Consider the following 15,930-nt stretch of genomic DNA (forward strand, 5'->3'; position numbering starts at 1 on the left):
TCGATTGGGCTTTGGATTTTGCTTTTTAGTGTTATAAGGTAACGCAAAATTTTCAGGGCCGTCCTTGTCGGCGCCCGCTGTTAACCCTTCGATTGCGAAACGCTCATGACAATTGCGCTCCCCCATTCTGCCTCGCCCACTGGCCGGCTGCTGTCCATTGACGCCCTCAGAGGCCTGGTCATTCTGTTCATGCTGCTGGACCACGTGCGCGAAACTTTTTTGCTGCACCGCCAGGTCGCCGACCCGATGGACATTGCCAGCACTGAACCGGCGTTGTTTTTCAGTCGCACGCTGGCGCATCTGTGTGCGCCAGTGTTCGTGCTGCTGACGGGATTGTCGGCGTGGTTGTTCGGCGAAAAGTACGCAGGCAAGGCCGATGTCAGTGCGTTTCTGTTCAAACGCGGTCTGTTTCTGGTGGTGCTGGAGTTCACGCTGGTGAACTTCGCGTGGACCTTCCAACTGCCACCGAGTGTGATTTATCTGCAAGTGATCTGGGCGATCGGCTTGAGCATGATCGCCCTGTCGCTGCTGGTGTGGCTGCCGCGCTGGCTGTTGCTGACGTTGAGCCTGACGATCATCGCCGGACACAACCTGCTCGACGCGGTACATTTCCCGGTGGAGTCGGCGCTGCATGTGCCGTGGGCGATTTTGCATGATCGTGGCTGGATCGAAGTCAGTGAAAATCTGCGCCTGCGCACCTCCTATCCGTTACTGCCGTGGATCGGTGTGATCGGTCTGGGTTATGCGCTCGGGCCGTGGTTTGCTCGTGGCGTTGAAGCAGGTTTGCGTCAGTGCCACCTGCTGATCGCGGGTAGCGCCGGGCTGCTGGGTTTTGTCGGCTTGCGGCTGATCAACGGCTATGGCGAAAAACCATGGGCCGTGGGTGACACGTCGGTGCAAACCCTGATGAGTTTTTTCAACATCACCAAGTACCCGCCGTCGTTGCTGTTTATCGCGCTGACCGTGAGCGTCGGGCTGTTGCTGCTGCTGGCCTTCGAGCGTGTACAGGATCGCCGCTGGATTCGCTGGCTGACTGTGTTCGGTTCGGCGCCGATGTTTTTCTATCTGCTGCACCTGTACGCGTTGAAGGTGTTGTACCTGATCGGCGTGGCCCTGTTCGGGCTAAATCAGGGCAGCTATTTCGGCTTCTCGTCGGTGGCGGCGATCTGGCTGGCAGCGGCGATTCTGGCGATTGCACTGTTCCCGGCCGTGCGTTGGTTTTCGGCGTTGAAGGCGCGGCGCCGCGACATTGCCTGGTTGAAGTATCTGTAAACGCCTAACGCCGGTTGCGCACGAAGTCGATAAACGCCTTCAGCACTGCCGGCACATGACGGCGGCTCGGGTAGTACAAGTGCAGACCCGGATAGTACGGGCACCAGTCTGCCAGTGCCGTGCACGTGGTGGCGGGTGCCGAGGCGTCGCTGATCGCCGAGAACGCGCACCGGGTGACCACCGGCGATATGGCGCATGCGATCAACACCGTGCCAGGTCTGGCCAATGAACGTTTGGTGCAAGGTTATGCGGCGGCGTTTCAGTATCTGCTGCACATCCTGACGGTGATCACCCTCGCATCGGCGGCGGTGGTGCTGGGATTGTTGAGCAAGGATCGCAGTGTCGCCGAGCCACAACAGGCTGCTGCATAAACCCAATGTGGGAGCGAACCTGCTCGCGAAAGCGGTGAGTCAGACAATGGAGATGCTGACTGGGCCGGCCTCATCGCGAGCAGGCTAGCTCCCACTTTGGATTGTGCCGAGCCAACTATTTTCAATCTGTCTGCGAATCCCTGTGGGAGCGAGCCTGCTCGCGAAAGCGGTGAGTCAGACAATGGAGATGTTGACTGGGCCGGCCTCATCGCGAGCAGGCTCGCTCCCACTTTGGATTGTGCCGAGCCAACTATTTTCAATCTGTCTGCGAATCCCTGTGGGAGCGAGCCTGCTCGCGAAAGCGGTGAGTCAGCAACGGATGTGTTGACTGAGATTGCCTCTTCGCGAGCAAGCTCGCTCCCACTTTGTATTGTGCCAAGCCAACTATTTTCAATCTGTCTGCGAATCCCTGTGGGAGCGAGCCTGCTCGCGAAAGCGGTGATTCAGACAATGGAGATGTTGACTGGGCCGGCCTCATCGCGAGCAGGCTCGCTACAGGGGTTTCCGGTCTCTGGATTATTTGCGATCCAGCCACACAGTCTGCGCATTGCAGAACTCGCGCACGCCGAAGTGCGACAGTTCACGTCCGAAACCGCTCTTCTTCACACCACCAAACGTCACGCGCGGGTCGCTGGCGGAGTAGCCGTTGATGAACACGCCGCCGGTGTCCAGTTCGCTGGTCAGTTGCTGGGCCAGTGCCACGTTGGCGGTGTAGATCGTGGCGGTCAGGCCGAACTCGCTGTCGTTGGCCAGGGCCACGGCATGCGCGCAATCACGGGCGGTGATGATCGACGCGACCGGGCCGAACAGTTCCTGTTTGAACGAAGTCATGCGGTCGGTGACATCGGCCAGCACGGTCGGCTCGTAGTAGTTGCCCGGGCCTTCAGACTTGCCGCCGCCGAGCAACAGCGTTGCGCCTTCTTCAAGGGTGTCGCGCACTTGCTGGTCGAGTTCATCACGCAGGTCGAAACGTGCCATCGGGCCGATGTAGGTCTCGGCAGACAGCGGATCACCGACCTTCAACTTGCGCGTGGCCTCGACGAACTTGCGGGTGAATTCTTCAACCACGCCTGCTTCGATGATCAATCGTTTGGCCGCTGCGCAGACCTGACCGGAGTTCTGGTAGCGACCGATCACCGCCGCTTGCACGGCTTCATCCAGATCGGCGTCGTTGAGCACGATAAACGGATCGGAACCGCCGAGTTCCAGCACGCATTTCTTCAGCGCGGCACCGGCCTGAGCGCCGATGGCCATGCCGGCACGCACGCTGCCGGTCAGGGTCACGGCGGCGATACGCGAGTCGGCGATGGCAGTGGAAACGCCTTCCGGGGTGACGTTGATCACTTCAAACACGCCATCAGCGAAACCGGCGCGGGTAAAGGCGTCGCGCAACAGGTAGGCGCTGCCCATCACGTTCGGCGCATGTTTGAGCACGTAAGTGTTGCCGGCGATCAGCGCCGGCACGGCACCGCGCAGCACTTGCCAGATCGGGAAGTTCCACGGCATTACCGCGAGGATCGGGCCGAGCGGACGGTATTCGATGCGCGCCTTGCCGCCTTCAACCTGGGTCGGTTCAGCGTCAAGCATGGCCGGGCCATTCTCGGCGTACCACTCGCAGAGCTTGGCGCATTTCTCGATTTCACCACGGGCCTGAGCAATCGGCTTGCCCATTTCCTGGGTGATCATCGTGGCCATGGCTTCGCTGGTTTCACGCAACGCACCGGCCAGGGCGCTCAACAAGCGCGAGCGATCTTGCAGCGGCTTGCGCTTCCACTTGCCAAAGCCATAGGCGGCGCGGGTCAGCGCAGCGTCAAGGGCAGTGGCGGACTCAAACGCGTAGTGACCGATCTGCTCGCCGGTGGCGGGGTTGATCGAGATGGCGTGGGTCTGGCTGGAAATCTGGCTCATGGCATCGTCCTGCATGTTCGTCGGATGGGCCTAGAGTAGGGTGGTGTTTGTTTTCTGGAAACTGAATAATAAAGATCGTTTCTTTCACGATTGGAGAATGACTGTGGATCTGGTGCAGCTGGAAATCTTCAAAGCCGTTGCCGAGCACGGCAGCATCAGCGCCGCCGCCACGCAGATTCATCGCGTGCCGTCGAACCTGACCACGCGGATCAAGCAACTTGAGCAGGATCTCGGGGTTGATCTGTTTATCCGTGAGAAAAGCCGTTTGCGTTTGTCCCCGGCCGGGTGGAGTTTCCTTGAATACGCGCGGCGAATTCTCGACCTGGTGCAAGAGGCCCGGGCGACGGTGGCGGGAGAGGAACCGCAGGGCGCGTTTCCGCTAGGCTCACTGGAAAGCACGGCGGCGGTGCGCATTCCCGAATTGCTCGCGGCGTACAATCAATTGCACCCCAAGGTCGATCTCGACCTGTCCACCGGCCCCTCGGGCACGATGATCGACGGCGTGCTGTCCGGGCGTCTGGCTGCAGCGTTTGTCGACGGCCCGGTGCTGCATCCGACGCTGGAAGGTGTGCCGGCATTCGAGGAAGAAATGGTCATCATCGCGCCGCTCAACCACGCGCCCGTCAAGCGCGCGGCGGATGTCAACGGCGAGAATATTTATGCCTTCCGTTCCAACTGTTCCTACCGTCACCACTTTGAAAAATGGTTCAGCACCGACGCCGCCGTACCGGGCAAGATCTTCGAAATGGAGTCCTATCACGGCATGCTCGCCTGCGTCAGTGCAGGCGCCGGGCTGGCGCTGATGCCGCGCAAAATGCTGCAGAGCATGCCCGGCGGCGCGACCGTCAGCGTCTGGCCATTGGCGGCGGATTTTCGCTATCTGACCACGTGGCTGGTATGGCGGCGGGGCACGGTATCGCGCAGTCTGAGCATGTTTGTGCGTTTGCTGGAAGAGCGCGGGGTGGTGCGTGCAGATGCATGATCGCGTCTGCCGCGCACTGGGTTGCCGTTATTGCCCGTCGATGCTGCGCGGCAGATTCAGCGGATTACTCTCGCGCAACACCTCTGGCAACAACTCATCCGGAAACCCCTGATAAGCCACGGGCCGTAAGAAGCGCTCGATCGAGGTCATGCCCACGGAAGTGAAGCGGCTGTCCGATGTGGCCGGAAAAGGGCCGCCGTGCACCGTGGCAAAGGTTACTTCCTGTGGATGCGCGAAGGCGTTGACCACGATGCGTCCGGTGCGGCGTTCAAGAATTGGCAGCAGGCGCCGCGCCAATCCCATATCGACACTTTCAAGGTGAATCGCCGCGCTGAGCTGACCTTTGAACGAGCGGGCGACGGCCAGCAACTCGGCTTCATCGTTGACAGCAACCAGGAGCGCCGATGGACCAAACACCTCATGAGCCAATGCCGGTTCGCCGAGTAATTGGTGGCCCTCGACTTCCAGCAACACAGCGCGTCCAGCGAATGTGGCATCGGCCGGCGTGCCTGCCGCTATCACCTGCGCGCCGGTACCTTCCATCGCAATCAGACCCTCGACGTAGGCACCATGAATGCCCGGCGTCAGCATTGTCCGCGCCGGTGCCGCGCTGACCCGATTGCGCATGGCGTTGCGCAGCTCTTCAAACCCCGCACCACGGATGGCGATCAGGATCGACGGACACAAACAGGCCTGCCCGACGTTGACCAGCATGCGCTCGATAAAGCCGTCGCCGATTTCGGCGCCGCGAGCCGCCAGCGCCTCGGGCAGGATGAAGGTCGGGTTGACGCTGGTCATTTCGGTGAACACCGGGATCGGCTCGGGGCGCAATTGCGCACGGCGGTAGAGCGCCATGCCACCCGGTTCGGAGCCGGTGAAGGTCACAGCCTTGATCAACGGATGATCGACCAGCGCTTCGCCAATGGCATTGCCGCCACCACGCACCATCGAGAAAACACCTTCGGGCAAGCCATGCGCCTGCACGGCTTTACGAATGGCTCGCGCCTGGATTTCCGAGGCGCCGGGGTGGGCGTTGTGCGCCTTGAGAATCACGGTAGCGCCGGCCGCCAATGCTGACGCGGTATCGCCACCCGCCACCGAGTAGGAAATCGGGAAGTTGCTCGCGCCGAAAATCGCCACCGGGCCGATGGCGATTTTTTGCAAGCGATGATCCATCCGTGGACGCGGCTGACGCTGGGGTTGTGCCGGGTCGATCGCCAGTTGTAGAAAGCGGCCCCGGCGCACCACATCGGCGAACTGGCGGAACTGGATCGCGGCTCTCAAAGCTTCGCCCTCAAGCTGAGCTTCGGGCAGCCCGGTTTCGAGTGCCGCGCGTGCCGCCAGTTCGCTGCGCACCTCATCGAGGTTGTCAGCGATGCTCTCGAGAAACGCGGCACGCTCGGCCAGCGAGGTGTGGCTGTAGTGGTCGAACGCGGCATCGGCGAGTGTTGCAGCCTGATCAACCTGTGCCGCACCGCCGAAAGCGAAGTCCGGTTCTATCCGTTGATCGGTGGCCGGGTTCAGCGCTTTCATCGTGCCTTCGGTGGCGGCGACATCCGCCGCGCCGATCAGCAAATGGCCGGTCAGGCTCATTTCGATTCACCTTGGGATTTGAGGTTGGCAATCAGTTCGTCGGTGCTGGCAATCACGTGAGCGAATGTCGGGCCGTTGAGTTCGTGGGCGGCGTGCATCATTTCCGCTTTGAAGGCCGCTGTTGCATCGCGGACCAGGGTGACGTGGTAGCCCAGTTCCGAGGCATAGCGCGCGGTGGCTTCGATGCAGGTGTTGGCCAGCAGGCCGACGATGATTACGTGGGTGATGCCTTGCTGCTTCAGGCGAAAATCCAGGTCGGTGTTGGCGAAACCACTGGAACCCCAGTGTTCTTGAACCACGATGTCGCCGTCCTTCGGCGCAAAATCCGGGTGCCATTCGCCGCCCCATTCGCCCCGGGCAAAATGATGCATGTGCATGATTTTGCATTGGGTCGGGGTCGGGTGGTCCCAGGTTTCGTAGTCGCCTTTTTCCCAGCGATGATGGGGTACGATGACCACCGGAATGTTCAGGTCGCGCACCGTGCGGTCGAGTTTGCGCAGGTTGTCGAGCAGGCCGTTCTGCTCGGCCATGGGTTTGATCAAAGGGAAAATCTTGCCACCCTCCGAGAGAAAATCGTTGTACGGATCGACCAACAGGTAGGCGGTTCTGTCCAGCGGATAGGGGATATTCGACATGGCTGCTTGCTCCGGCAATGGGATTATCGGTGCACAGGGCTTGTCCCGGCATCGTGTAGATATGATAATCATAGTAACTGTAAAAGAGGCAAGCCCTGATGGCAGTAAACGATAGCCTTCCCGACACGCTGTGCCCGATTTCCCGGGCCGAGACGATCGTCGGCGACCGCTGGACCGTGCTGGTTTTGCGCGAGTTGTTCATGGCCAATCATCGCTATGACGAGATTCAGGCGCAGACCGGCGGTACGCCGCAGATGGTTGCCGCGCGTCTGAAATGCCTGGAAGCGGAGGGGCTGGTTGAGCGCCGGTTGTACAACGAACGGCCGAAACGCTACGAGTACCACCTCACGGCGAAAGGTGAGGCGTTCTACCCGGTGATCATTGCGTTGCGAGCGTGGGGAGAGACCTGGTGCAAATCACCGGAAGAGGGGCTGGCGGTGAACATGACCCACAAAAACTGCAACCATAGCGCCGGCCTCGGGCCGCTGTGCGAGCACTGCGGCGAACCGTTGCGTCGGCAAGATCTGATCAGCCAGCCACAAGAAGCCTACGCCGCCGAACGGCTGGCGCGGCGTGAGGCGTTCAAAAGCAAATAACCGCGATTACGGCGTGCCGTTGCGACCGTGCAGCAAGTAGCCTGGGCGCAGGCTCAAACGTTCGTAATAGGCTTTCACTGCGGCAAAATCCGGGTGAGCCAGTGGGGTTTCGAACCAGCGGTTCACCGACAGCCCGATGGGAATGTCCGCCAGGGAAAACTGTTCGCCGCTGACGTAGGCGCCGGTCTTGTCCAGTTGCCGGTCGAGGATGGCCATGTTCTTCGACCATTGTTTGATCCCTGCAGCCAATGCCGTGCTGTCCTGATGCCCCGGCGACTGACGCACCAGCGATAGAAACGCATACGACCACGAGCGATTCAGCTCCGAAGCCTGCCAGTCAATCCATTGATCAATCCGCGCCCGCGCCATCGACTCAAGGGGATAAAGCTGCGAACCGTTGTAGCTCGACACCAGATAACGAATGATCGTGTTCGATTCCCACAACGTGAAATCGCCGTCCTGAATCACCGGCACCATGGCACAGGGATTGAGCGCGAGAAACTGCGCATCGTGCGTCGATCTGAATCCCGAACCCCAGTCTTCACGCTCGAAGGGAATCTGCAGTTCAGCGCAAGTCCACAGGACTTTGCGCACGTTGATCGATGAGGCTTTACCCAGTATTCGCAGCATTGGATTTCCCTTACCCAATAATCGTCAGGCCTGAAGTAATACCACACCGCAATAGACAAGGCCCGCACTGGGCGTGCCTTGGTTGTTCATCAGGTCAAAATCACAGACTGCTCGCCAGTTTCCCGCCCATCATCCGCCGACGGTAGGACGTGTCCCGATTCGCCAGCCAGAAATACAGCGGCGAGGTCACCAGCAGTCCCACCAGCCAGGACAGGTCCGCGCCGTTGATGTGCGCCGACACCGGGCCTACGTACAGCGGCGTGTTCATGAACGGGATCTGCACGGCGATGCCGATCGCGTAGGCCAGTAGCGCTTGCGGGTTGTAGCGGCCGTAGATGCCGCCGTCGACCTGGAAGATCGACTGGATGTCGTACTGACCTTTGTGGATCGCGTAGAAGTCGATCAGGTTGATCGCCGTCCACGGCACCAGCACCACCAACAACACCAGCACCATGTCGACGAAGTGGCCGATGAAGTCCTTCGAGGCGCCGACGGCGGCGAAGCAGCAGGCCAGCAACACGATGATCGAGATCACCGCGCGGCTCTTGGCGGTGGGGATCCAGCGGTAGGCGAAGGTTTGCACCAGAGTGATCAACGACAGCACCGCGCCGTAGAGGTTGAGGGCGTTGTGGCTGATCACGCTGAGCAGAAACAGCACCAGCATCAGCGGGCCAATGGAACCGGTGGCGAGCTTCACCGCGTCCATGGTGTCCATCCCCACCGGTGTCGCCAGCACTGCGACGGCACCGAAGATGAACGCCAGACTCGAGCCCAGCGCTGAACCCAGATACGTGGTCCAGAACGTCGACGAGACTTTGACGTCGGCCGGCAAGTAACGCGAATAATCGGACACGTAGGGCGCAAACGCGATCTGCCACAACGCCGCCAACGACACAGTGGCCAGCCAGCCGGACAGGTTGAAGCTGCCGCGAGTGAGGAAATCATCGGTTTGAATGTGGGTAAAGATGTAGCCGAAACCGACAACGATGCCGATCCCCAACACCCACGTGCCGATGCGGTTGAGCACGTGGATAAAGCGGTAGCCGATGATGCCGATGATCCCCGAACCGACTGCGCCGATGACGATGCCGACCGGCACCGGAACGCTGTCGACCACGCCATGCAGCGACTTGCCGGCCAGCACGATGTTGGAGGCGAAAAAGCCGATGTACATGACGCCGGCAATCAACACCACCAACAGCGCGCCGAGGGAGCCGAACTGCGCGCGGCTCTGGATCATCTGTGGAATGCCCATCTGCGGGCCTTGCGCCGAGTGCAGCGCCATCAGCACGCCACCGACCAGATGGCCGACGAGAATCGCGACGATGCCCCAGAGCAGATTCAAGTGAAACAACTGCACGCCCAGTGCACCGGTGACGATGGGCAACGGCGCGATATTGCCGCCGAACCAGAGCGTGAACAGATCCCTGACCTTTCCGTGGCGATCTTCGGGGGGCACGTATCCTATCGTGTGTTTTTCAATCAGCGGAGCGGAGGATGCTGTTGGGGTAGCCATGACGAACTCCAAGGCAAGGATGAGTACGTGGACGTACTTCGGCAAGCGCCGGCACGGGCGGCGCATTTCTTGTTGAAGTGATCATGTGCAAAGCGTCGGGATAGATAAATTAGTAAGTTTGTTGCTACAGACCTTAAAAAAAATATGCTTCGGCTGGCGCCTGCGTCCGGTATGTTCAAGCTTGATCGTGCGCCAGGGAAACAGGGCGAACACTCGCGCTCTTCGGGAGACTCACATGGCTGCCTACAACCTGCGCCAGCTCAAATACTTCGTCACCACCGCCGACTGCGGCAGCGTTGCCGAGGCCTCGCGCAAGCTCTATATCGCGCAACCGTCGGTCTCCACGGCCATTAAGCATCTGGAAGAAAGTTTCGGTGTGCAGTTGTTCATCCGCCATCACGCCCAAGGGGTTTCGCTGACGCCGAGTGGCTCGCGGTTCTATCGCAAGGCACTGGAGTTGCTACGGGTGGCGCACGAGTTCGAGCAGAACGCGCTGGCTGACAATGATGTGGTCGCGGGGCAGATCGATATTGGTTGTTTCGAAACCGTCGCGCCGCTGTACCTGCCGCGCTTGATCGCCGGGTTCAAGGCGCGCTGGCCAGGGGTGGAAATCCGCATTCGTGATGGCGAACAACAAGAGTTGGTGCAGGCCCTCACCGCCGGCAGCATCGACGTTGCGATGATGTTTGAACACGACCTGGACAGCACCATCGAAACCACGCCGCTGATGCCGCCGCAGCAGCCTTATGCGTTGCTGCCGGCCAGCCACCGCTTTGCGCAACAGGCAAAGGTCTCGCTGGCTGATCTTGTGCTGGAACCGATGATCCTGCTCGACGTGGTGCCGAGCCGCACCTATTTCGTGAGCATCTTCGAAGAGCGCGGGCTGACGCCGAATATTGTCTTCAGCTCACCGTCGATAGAGATGGTGCGCGGCATGGTCGGCAATGGTTTCGGCTTTTCGATTCTGGTGACCAAACCGTTCAGCGACTACACCTACGACGGCCAGCAAGTCGTGTGCGTGCCGCTGGCGGAAAACGTCACCGGTTCGGGATTGTCGGCGGCCTGGCTGCGGCGGGTGCAACTGACCAAACCGGCGCAGTTGTTTGTCGATCATTGCCGCGAAGAGTTGGCCCGACTGCACTCGTGAGTGCCGCCAAGCCGCCTGTCAAAGACTGATAAACGCCAGCATGCGCTGGAGCATTTCATTGCACGCCTGCAACTGATCGAGGCTGACAAACTCATCGGGCTTGTGACCCTGATCCATGCTGCCGGGGCCACACACCACGGTGGGAATGCCTACTGCATCAAACAACCCGCCTTCAGTGCCGAAGGCCACGGTGCCGAAATCCGTTGAACCGCAGAACGCAGAGATCAACTCGGCGGCCTGGCTTTGCGCATCGGTGACCAGCCCCGGATACGCCGATAAGGCGCTGAAGCGAATATCACTCTGCGCACTGACCGCGCGCATACGTGGCAGCACTTCGCGTTCGGCGTAGGCTTGCAGCGCTTCGGCAACGAGCGCCGGATCCTGCGAGGGCAGGGCGCGGATTTCGAAATCGAAACGGCAATCGGCCGGCACGATGTTCAAGGCCTTGCCGCCGCTGATCACACCGGTCTGCACCGTGCTGTAGGGCGGGTCGAAGCGCGCGTCGTGATGCTCCGGCGCTTTCAGTTGCTGGCCGAGGCGACCCAGTTCGCCGATCAGTTCGGCGGCGTATTCAATCGCGTTGACCCCGAGCGGCGCGTACGCCGAATGGCACGGATGGCCCTGCACATCGCAGCGCATCGCCAGTTTGCCCTTGTGGCCGAGCACCGGTTTCAGTTCGGTCGGTTCGCCGATGATGCACAGCAACGGTTTGATTGGGCGTTGCTGCAAAACCTTGAGCAACGAACGCACGCCGAGGCAGCCGACTTCTTCGTCATAGGACAAAGCAATGTGCACCGGCATGCGCAGCGGCGTTTTAACCAGTGACGGCACCAGTGCGAGCACACAGGCGATGTAGCCCTTCATGTCCGCCGTGCCACGGCCGAACACTTTGCCGTCGCGCTCGGTCAGTTCGAACGGCGGCAGCGTCCACGGCTGGCCATCGACCGGCACCACATCGGTGTGCCCGGACAGCACAATGCCCGGTTGATCCACCGGGCCGATCGTGGCGAACAGGTTGGCTTTGCTGCGCTCATCGTTGTAGATCAGCGCGCACGACACGTCGAAACCTTCGAGGTAATCGCGGGCGAATTCGATCAGTTGCAAGTTGGATTCACGGCTGGTGGTGTCGAACCCCACCAACGCCTTGAGCAACTCCACGCTGTTCATCGGTCATCACCGGCCACGCCATAACCCGGTGCCTTGGCCGGATCGAGGGCGCGGTCGATATAGTCCTGAAGCTGCGGCTCGTAAGCGTTCCAGAGTTTTTGCAACTCGCCGATCGGGTCTTCATCAACCCAATCCACGCGCAGATTGACGATCGGCCAGGTCTGTTCACCGACCACCACGACAGCGGCCGAATGCACCGGGCCGGCTTCACCACCGAGGGCTTGCGCGGCGTGCAGGGCCTTGAGCAGACGATCAGCGAGTTGCCCTTCGCCATCCTCGAAGGCGCTGACCATGGCTTCGATCACCGAACGCCCGGCGAGCATGTTGCCAGCGGCGACGCATTGTTCGCCGGTGACGGCATTGTGCACGCCGAGGGTTTGCGCACCGCTGAAATACGCGGTCTGGCCGAGATGGTTGATCGCAGTGATCTGGCGGTACTGGCTGTAGCCGTTGCGCGTGAGGACTTTGTCCAGCGCATCGTCCGGCGCTAGACCTTGCTCCATCAGCGCAAGGACTTCCGGGCCGAGAGACGGCAGGGTGATGTTCTGGCTCGACACCGCGCCAACACCCGGCAGCAGCCACGGGCAACGGGCGCCGACGGCGATGCTGGAGGAACTGATGGCGACACCGAACTGGCCGGTTTCGGCGCAGCGGGCTGCGATTGAAAAGGTCATCTATTGAACTCCTTGTGTGTCTGGACTGGCCTCTTCGCGAGCAGGCTCGCTCCCACATTTGATTTGCATTCCATTGTGGGAGCGAGCTTGCTCGCGAAGGCCGCGACTCGGTGTGATGCCTTACTCAGGAATCACCGCAATCACATCAATCTCCATCAACCACTGCGGCTGCCCCAGTGCCGACACCACCAACCCAGTTGAAATTGGGAACACACCCTTGAGCCACTTGCCGACTTCGCCATACACCGCCTCGCGATAACGCGGATCGATCAGGTAAGTGGTGGTTTTGACGATATGGCTCATGTCGCTGCCAGCCTCTTCGAGCAATTGCTTGACGTTGCGCATGGCCTGTTCAGCCTGCGCGCGAGGATCTCCAAGGCCGACCAGATTGCCGTCGAAATCCGTGCCGACCTGGCCGCGCACATACACCGTGTTGCCGGCGCGCACGGCCTGGCACAGGTCATTGTCCAGCGTCTGGTTCGGGTAGGTGTCCTTGGTGTTGAACATGCGAATGCGAGTGTGGGTGGGCTGGCTCATGGAAAGCTCCTGAAGAAGGTATGCCCGGCGCAATCGGCGCCGGGGCGTAAAGGGCTGTCAAGCGTCGACGGTGTCGGCGGCTTTGCTGTGGCTGTTCTGGTGCAACTCGGCCTCGCGTTGTTCGGCATCGCGGTAGTCGAGGTACTTGCGCTGGGTGGCGATGTGGTCGGCGACATGTTTGGCGTCGTGCCAAACGCCCCAGATAAATGACGAGCCACGGCGCGACTGCCACGGCAGACCGAGGAAATACACCCCCGGCTCACTCGACACGCCGCGCTGATGCACAGGCTTGCCCTTGTCATCGAACGCTGCGACCTGCAACCACGAGTAATCCACGGCAAATCCGGTGGCCCAGATGATCGCGGTGACGCCAGCCTTGGCCAGATCCAGATCGGCTAGCGGATTTTTCACGCACTCGGGGTCGGGATAGGTTTCGCGCGCTTCTGGTTCTTCCGGCAGATCGAGGCCGTTGCGCTCGATGTAGGCGTCGGCGGCATCGAGCAACGCCAGATAATTCTCGTCGCCGCGAGTGAGGTTGCCGACCAGGTCCTGCTTGAACGTCACCACGCCGTTATTGAACGATTCGGTGACGCCGACCAGGGTCATGCCGCGATGGGCCAGACCACGGAAATCGATGGTGCGACCGCCATGGGCGCCGCTGACTGCGATGGTCACGTGCTCACGACCGGGTTTCATCGCCGCTTGGTCCCACTCGCCGAGCACGCCCAGCCACCAGCAGAAATCGCGGTTGCGATAAGCGCGAGGCGGGCGGTCATGGGCGCCGACCGACAGGTAAACCTGTTTGCCGGAACGTTGCAGCTCATCGGCGATCTGCACGCCGGAAGAACCGGCACCGACCACCAGCACTGCGCCTGCCGGCAGTTGCTGCGGGTTGCGATAGTCAGCGGAGTGGATCTGCAACAGACGTTGGTCTTGCGGGGCAATCGCCGGGATCACCGGTTTCTGAAATGGTCCGGTCGCGGCGACTACGCGGCTGGCTTCGATCACGCCTTCGGAGGTCTCGACAGTGAAACCCGGGCGGCCGACATTGCGTACCACGCTTTTCACTTCCACACCGGTACGGACCGGTGCATTGAATTTCTTTGCGTAGGCTTCGAAGTAGTCAGCTACACGTTCTTTCGGGGCGAAACCGTCGGGATCGACGTCATCGAATTCCAGGCCGGGAAAGCGGTCGTGCCACGCCGGGCCGTTGGCCACCAGCGAGTCCCAGCGCCCGCTGCGCCAGCGTTCGGCAATGCGATTGCGCTCCAGCACCAGGTGCGGCACACCGAGTTTGCTCAGGTGCTCGCTCATGGCGACGCCTGCCTGGCCGGCACCCACGATCAGCGTGTCTGTTTTTATTATCTCAGGGGTCATTTCTACATCCTTCCTAGCAAGGCAGTGGGATTCGGGCCGCTGTTGGCTTGTCCGTTTGGCTTGAGGTCAGACTAGGGAGGAGGGGGATATCGGTAAAATATTATTAAGCTGGGATGTGAAGATAAAATTCTGATGCAGAAACTCAAAGTCCGCGTATATCAAGGGCTGTAGGGTCAGTCGGGGTGGCTCAGAACGTCAAACGTGGACCCAGATAGGCATTGGCGTCGGCGATATCGTCGTCGCCCAGCGCGCCGACGTCGGCGGCAAGACGCAGCCTGGCCAGCAGATAGCGAAGTTTGGCTTCGAACAGGTCCCGGCGTGCGTTGAAGATCTGTTCCTGTGCGTTGAGGATGTCGATGTTGGTGCTGCTGCCGGCCTGGAACCCTTTCTTTGATGACAAAAGCGAGCGCTCGCTGGAGCTGACGGCTTTTTCCAGGGCATGGATTCGCGCTTCACCACTTTGTACGGCACGAAACTCTCGGGTCGTACCCGAGATGATCTCTTCGCGGGTGGCATTCAGATCCTCTTCAGCCTGGTCGCGCGTGGCCACACTTTGCCGGGCCCGGGCACTCACATAACCACCGCTGTACAGCGGAATGTTCAGCTCCACGCCGGCCGAGGTGTAACGGTTGCGTTGATTCTGGGTAGACAGGGTTTCGCTGTCGGCGGCGGTGTAGCCCAGTACCAGATCAAGGGTAGGCCAGTGGCCCGCCTTGGCTTTGGCCACCTCTTCATCGGCGGTGTTTACATTCAGGCGGCGGGCGCGAACCGAAGGATTGTCGGTGCCTGCGCGAATGATCCATTCCTGAAGATTGTCGGGCTGCAACGGTGGCGTGGGAAAGCTCTCCTGCAACGTCGCGATCTGCTCAGGAGCCTCACCGACGAACTCCTGCAACTGGCGTCTGGCGACGACAAGGCTGTCTTGCGCCTCAATCTGTTCAGCCTGAGCGAGATCGCGTCTGGCCACGGCCTCGTCGACATCGGTGATGGTGCCATCGCCTAGTTCCCGACGGCGCTGAGTTGACGCCACCTGTTCATTGAGTGCGTTGAGTTTGGCCGTTGCCAGCTTGACGGTTTCATGGGCCAGAAGCACGTCGAAGTAGCGCCCGGCCAGGCGCACCGCCGAATCCTGGGCCTTGCCGTCGTATACCGCGTTGCCGTACTCGGCCTGATACTGGCCCTGGTGATACTCGGCCATTTTCTGCTTGTTGAACAACGGCTGGCGCAGTTGCAGGGTGGCGCCGCGTGAGGCGTAGTTGAGGTCGTTGGTGTGGTTGTTACCGTAGAAATCCGGCTGTTGCTGCGTGCCGTTGATGTGGTTGTCGAACGCGGTGATGCCTATTTTCGGCAGCAGGCCGGATTTGCCAATGGCGCGGTTTTCCAACGCGGCATCTCGCTCGTGCCCGGCAGACAGGAAGGTCGGACCCTGGAACTGCATCAGGTTCCAGGATTCGCGCAGGTCCAGCGCTGCAGCTGATTGCGCCAGCCCCAGTAGCGTGGCCATCGCGATCACCCGCCGCATGCC

The 15,930-nt window shown here is 60.7% G+C and carries 15 protein-coding genes and 1 pseudogene; 5 read left to right on the top strand and 11 right to left on the bottom strand.

Translation table 11 applies throughout. The features are described from left to right. The first annotated feature begins 105 nt into the window (after positions 1-105). Complete coding sequence (locus AB4O01_RS02575; RefSeq protein ID WP_460090577.1) at positions 106-1,272, top strand: DUF1624 domain-containing protein; 1,167 nt, start codon at positions 106-108, stop codon at positions 1,270-1,272. Between the two features lie 4 nt (positions 1,273-1,276). Here AB4O01_RS02575 and AB4O01_RS02580 read toward each other — a convergent pair. Further along, positions 1,277-1,387: pseudogene (locus AB4O01_RS02580) on the bottom strand (LysR family transcriptional regulator); the annotation flags it as partial. Between the two features lie 58 nt (positions 1,388-1,445). Here AB4O01_RS02580 and AB4O01_RS02585 point away from each other — a divergent pair. Next, a complete protein-coding gene (locus AB4O01_RS02585; RefSeq protein ID WP_460090578.1) occupies positions 1,446-1,643 on the top strand; it encodes a hypothetical protein in 198 nt (65 codons plus the stop codon). Between the two features lie 516 nt (positions 1,644-2,159). On the opposite strand, the gene AB4O01_RS02590 is transcribed toward AB4O01_RS02585, so the two are convergent. Continuing rightward, the gene (locus AB4O01_RS02590; RefSeq protein ID WP_320337052.1) at positions 2,160-3,551 is read right to left on the bottom strand and encodes an aldehyde dehydrogenase family protein; all 1,392 of its coding nucleotides are present in this window, start codon (positions 3,549-3,551) and stop codon (positions 2,160-2,162) included. A 103-nt stretch (positions 3,552-3,654) separates the two neighbouring features. Here AB4O01_RS02590 and ptrR point away from each other — a divergent pair, with 103 nt between their 5' ends. Continuing rightward, positions 3,655-4,533, top strand: coding sequence for a putrescine utilization regulator PtrR (ptrR, locus tag AB4O01_RS02595; protein WP_116255474.1), 879 nt, complete (start codon positions 3,655-3,657; stop codon positions 4,531-4,533). Between the two features lie 27 nt (positions 4,534-4,560). Here the strand turns inward: ptrR and AB4O01_RS02600 are convergent, their stop codons facing one another. Beyond that, on the bottom strand, positions 4,561-6,126 hold the full coding sequence (locus tag AB4O01_RS02600; protein WP_460090580.1) for an aldehyde dehydrogenase (NADP(+)): 1,566 nt from the start codon (positions 6,124-6,126) through the stop codon (positions 4,561-4,563). Continuing rightward, entirely contained in the window at positions 6,123-6,761 is a 639-nt protein-coding gene (locus tag AB4O01_RS02605) for a cysteine hydrolase family protein (protein WP_093437504.1), read from the bottom strand. The genes AB4O01_RS02600 and AB4O01_RS02605 overlap by 4 nt, the downstream gene beginning before the upstream one ends. A gap of 98 nt (positions 6,762-6,859) precedes the next feature. On the opposite strand from AB4O01_RS02605, the gene AB4O01_RS02610 reads away from it, so the two are divergent. Then, a complete protein-coding gene (locus AB4O01_RS02610) occupies positions 6,860-7,357 on the top strand; it encodes a winged helix-turn-helix transcriptional regulator (RefSeq protein ID WP_460090582.1) in 498 nt (165 codons plus the stop codon). 6 nt (positions 7,358-7,363) lie between these two features. On the opposite strand, the gene AB4O01_RS02615 is transcribed toward AB4O01_RS02610, so the two are convergent. Together AB4O01_RS02615 and AB4O01_RS02620 are read right to left on the bottom strand one after the other, a co-directional pair. Continuing rightward, entirely contained in the window at positions 7,364-7,987 is a 624-nt protein-coding gene (locus AB4O01_RS02615) for a glutathione S-transferase (protein WP_460090583.1), read from the bottom strand. A gap of 100 nt (positions 7,988-8,087) precedes the next feature. After that, positions 8,088-9,503, bottom strand: coding sequence for a purine-cytosine permease family protein (locus AB4O01_RS02620; protein WP_134173764.1), 1,416 nt, complete (start codon positions 9,501-9,503; stop codon positions 8,088-8,090). Positions 9,504-9,738: 235 nt separating this feature from the next. Between AB4O01_RS02620 and AB4O01_RS02625 the strand changes: the two genes are divergently transcribed. Further along, positions 9,739-10,650, top strand: coding sequence for a LysR family transcriptional regulator (locus AB4O01_RS02625; protein WP_116255455.1), 912 nt, complete (start codon positions 9,739-9,741; stop codon positions 10,648-10,650). Between the two features lie 18 nt (positions 10,651-10,668). Here the strand turns inward: AB4O01_RS02625 and argE are convergent, their stop codons facing one another. The 5 genes from argE to AB4O01_RS02650 all read right to left on the bottom strand — a co-directional run bounded on the left by argE (position 10,669) and on the right by AB4O01_RS02650 (position 15,927). Beyond that, positions 10,669-11,817, bottom strand: coding sequence for an acetylornithine deacetylase (gene argE / locus AB4O01_RS02630; RefSeq protein ID WP_460090585.1), 1,149 nt, complete (start codon positions 11,815-11,817; stop codon positions 10,669-10,671). Beyond that, entirely contained in the window at positions 11,814-12,491 is a 678-nt protein-coding gene (locus AB4O01_RS02635) for a DUF1028 domain-containing protein (protein WP_427119383.1), read from the bottom strand. Before AB4O01_RS02635 ends, argE begins: the two co-directional genes overlap by 4 nt. A 120-nt stretch (positions 12,492-12,611) precedes the next feature. Continuing rightward, positions 12,612-13,028 (bottom strand): RidA family protein, encoded by a 417-nt coding sequence (locus AB4O01_RS02640; RefSeq protein ID WP_007910844.1) that lies wholly within the window; start codon positions 13,026-13,028, stop codon positions 12,612-12,614. A 57-nt stretch (positions 13,029-13,085) separates the two neighbouring features. Next, positions 13,086-14,405 carry a flavin-containing monooxygenase gene (locus AB4O01_RS02645; protein ID WP_427119385.1) on the bottom strand — a complete coding sequence of 440 codons (1,320 nt, stop codon included), beginning with the start codon at positions 14,403-14,405 and terminating at the stop codon, positions 13,086-13,088. A gap of 187 nt (positions 14,406-14,592) precedes the next feature. Next, positions 14,593-15,927 (bottom strand): TolC family outer membrane protein, encoded by a 1,335-nt coding sequence (locus AB4O01_RS02650; protein ID WP_460092201.1) that lies wholly within the window; start codon positions 15,925-15,927, stop codon positions 14,593-14,595. Positions 15,928-15,930: the final 3 nt, after the last annotated feature.

This window comes from Pseudomonas sp. S2_E02, assembly GCF_054668355.1.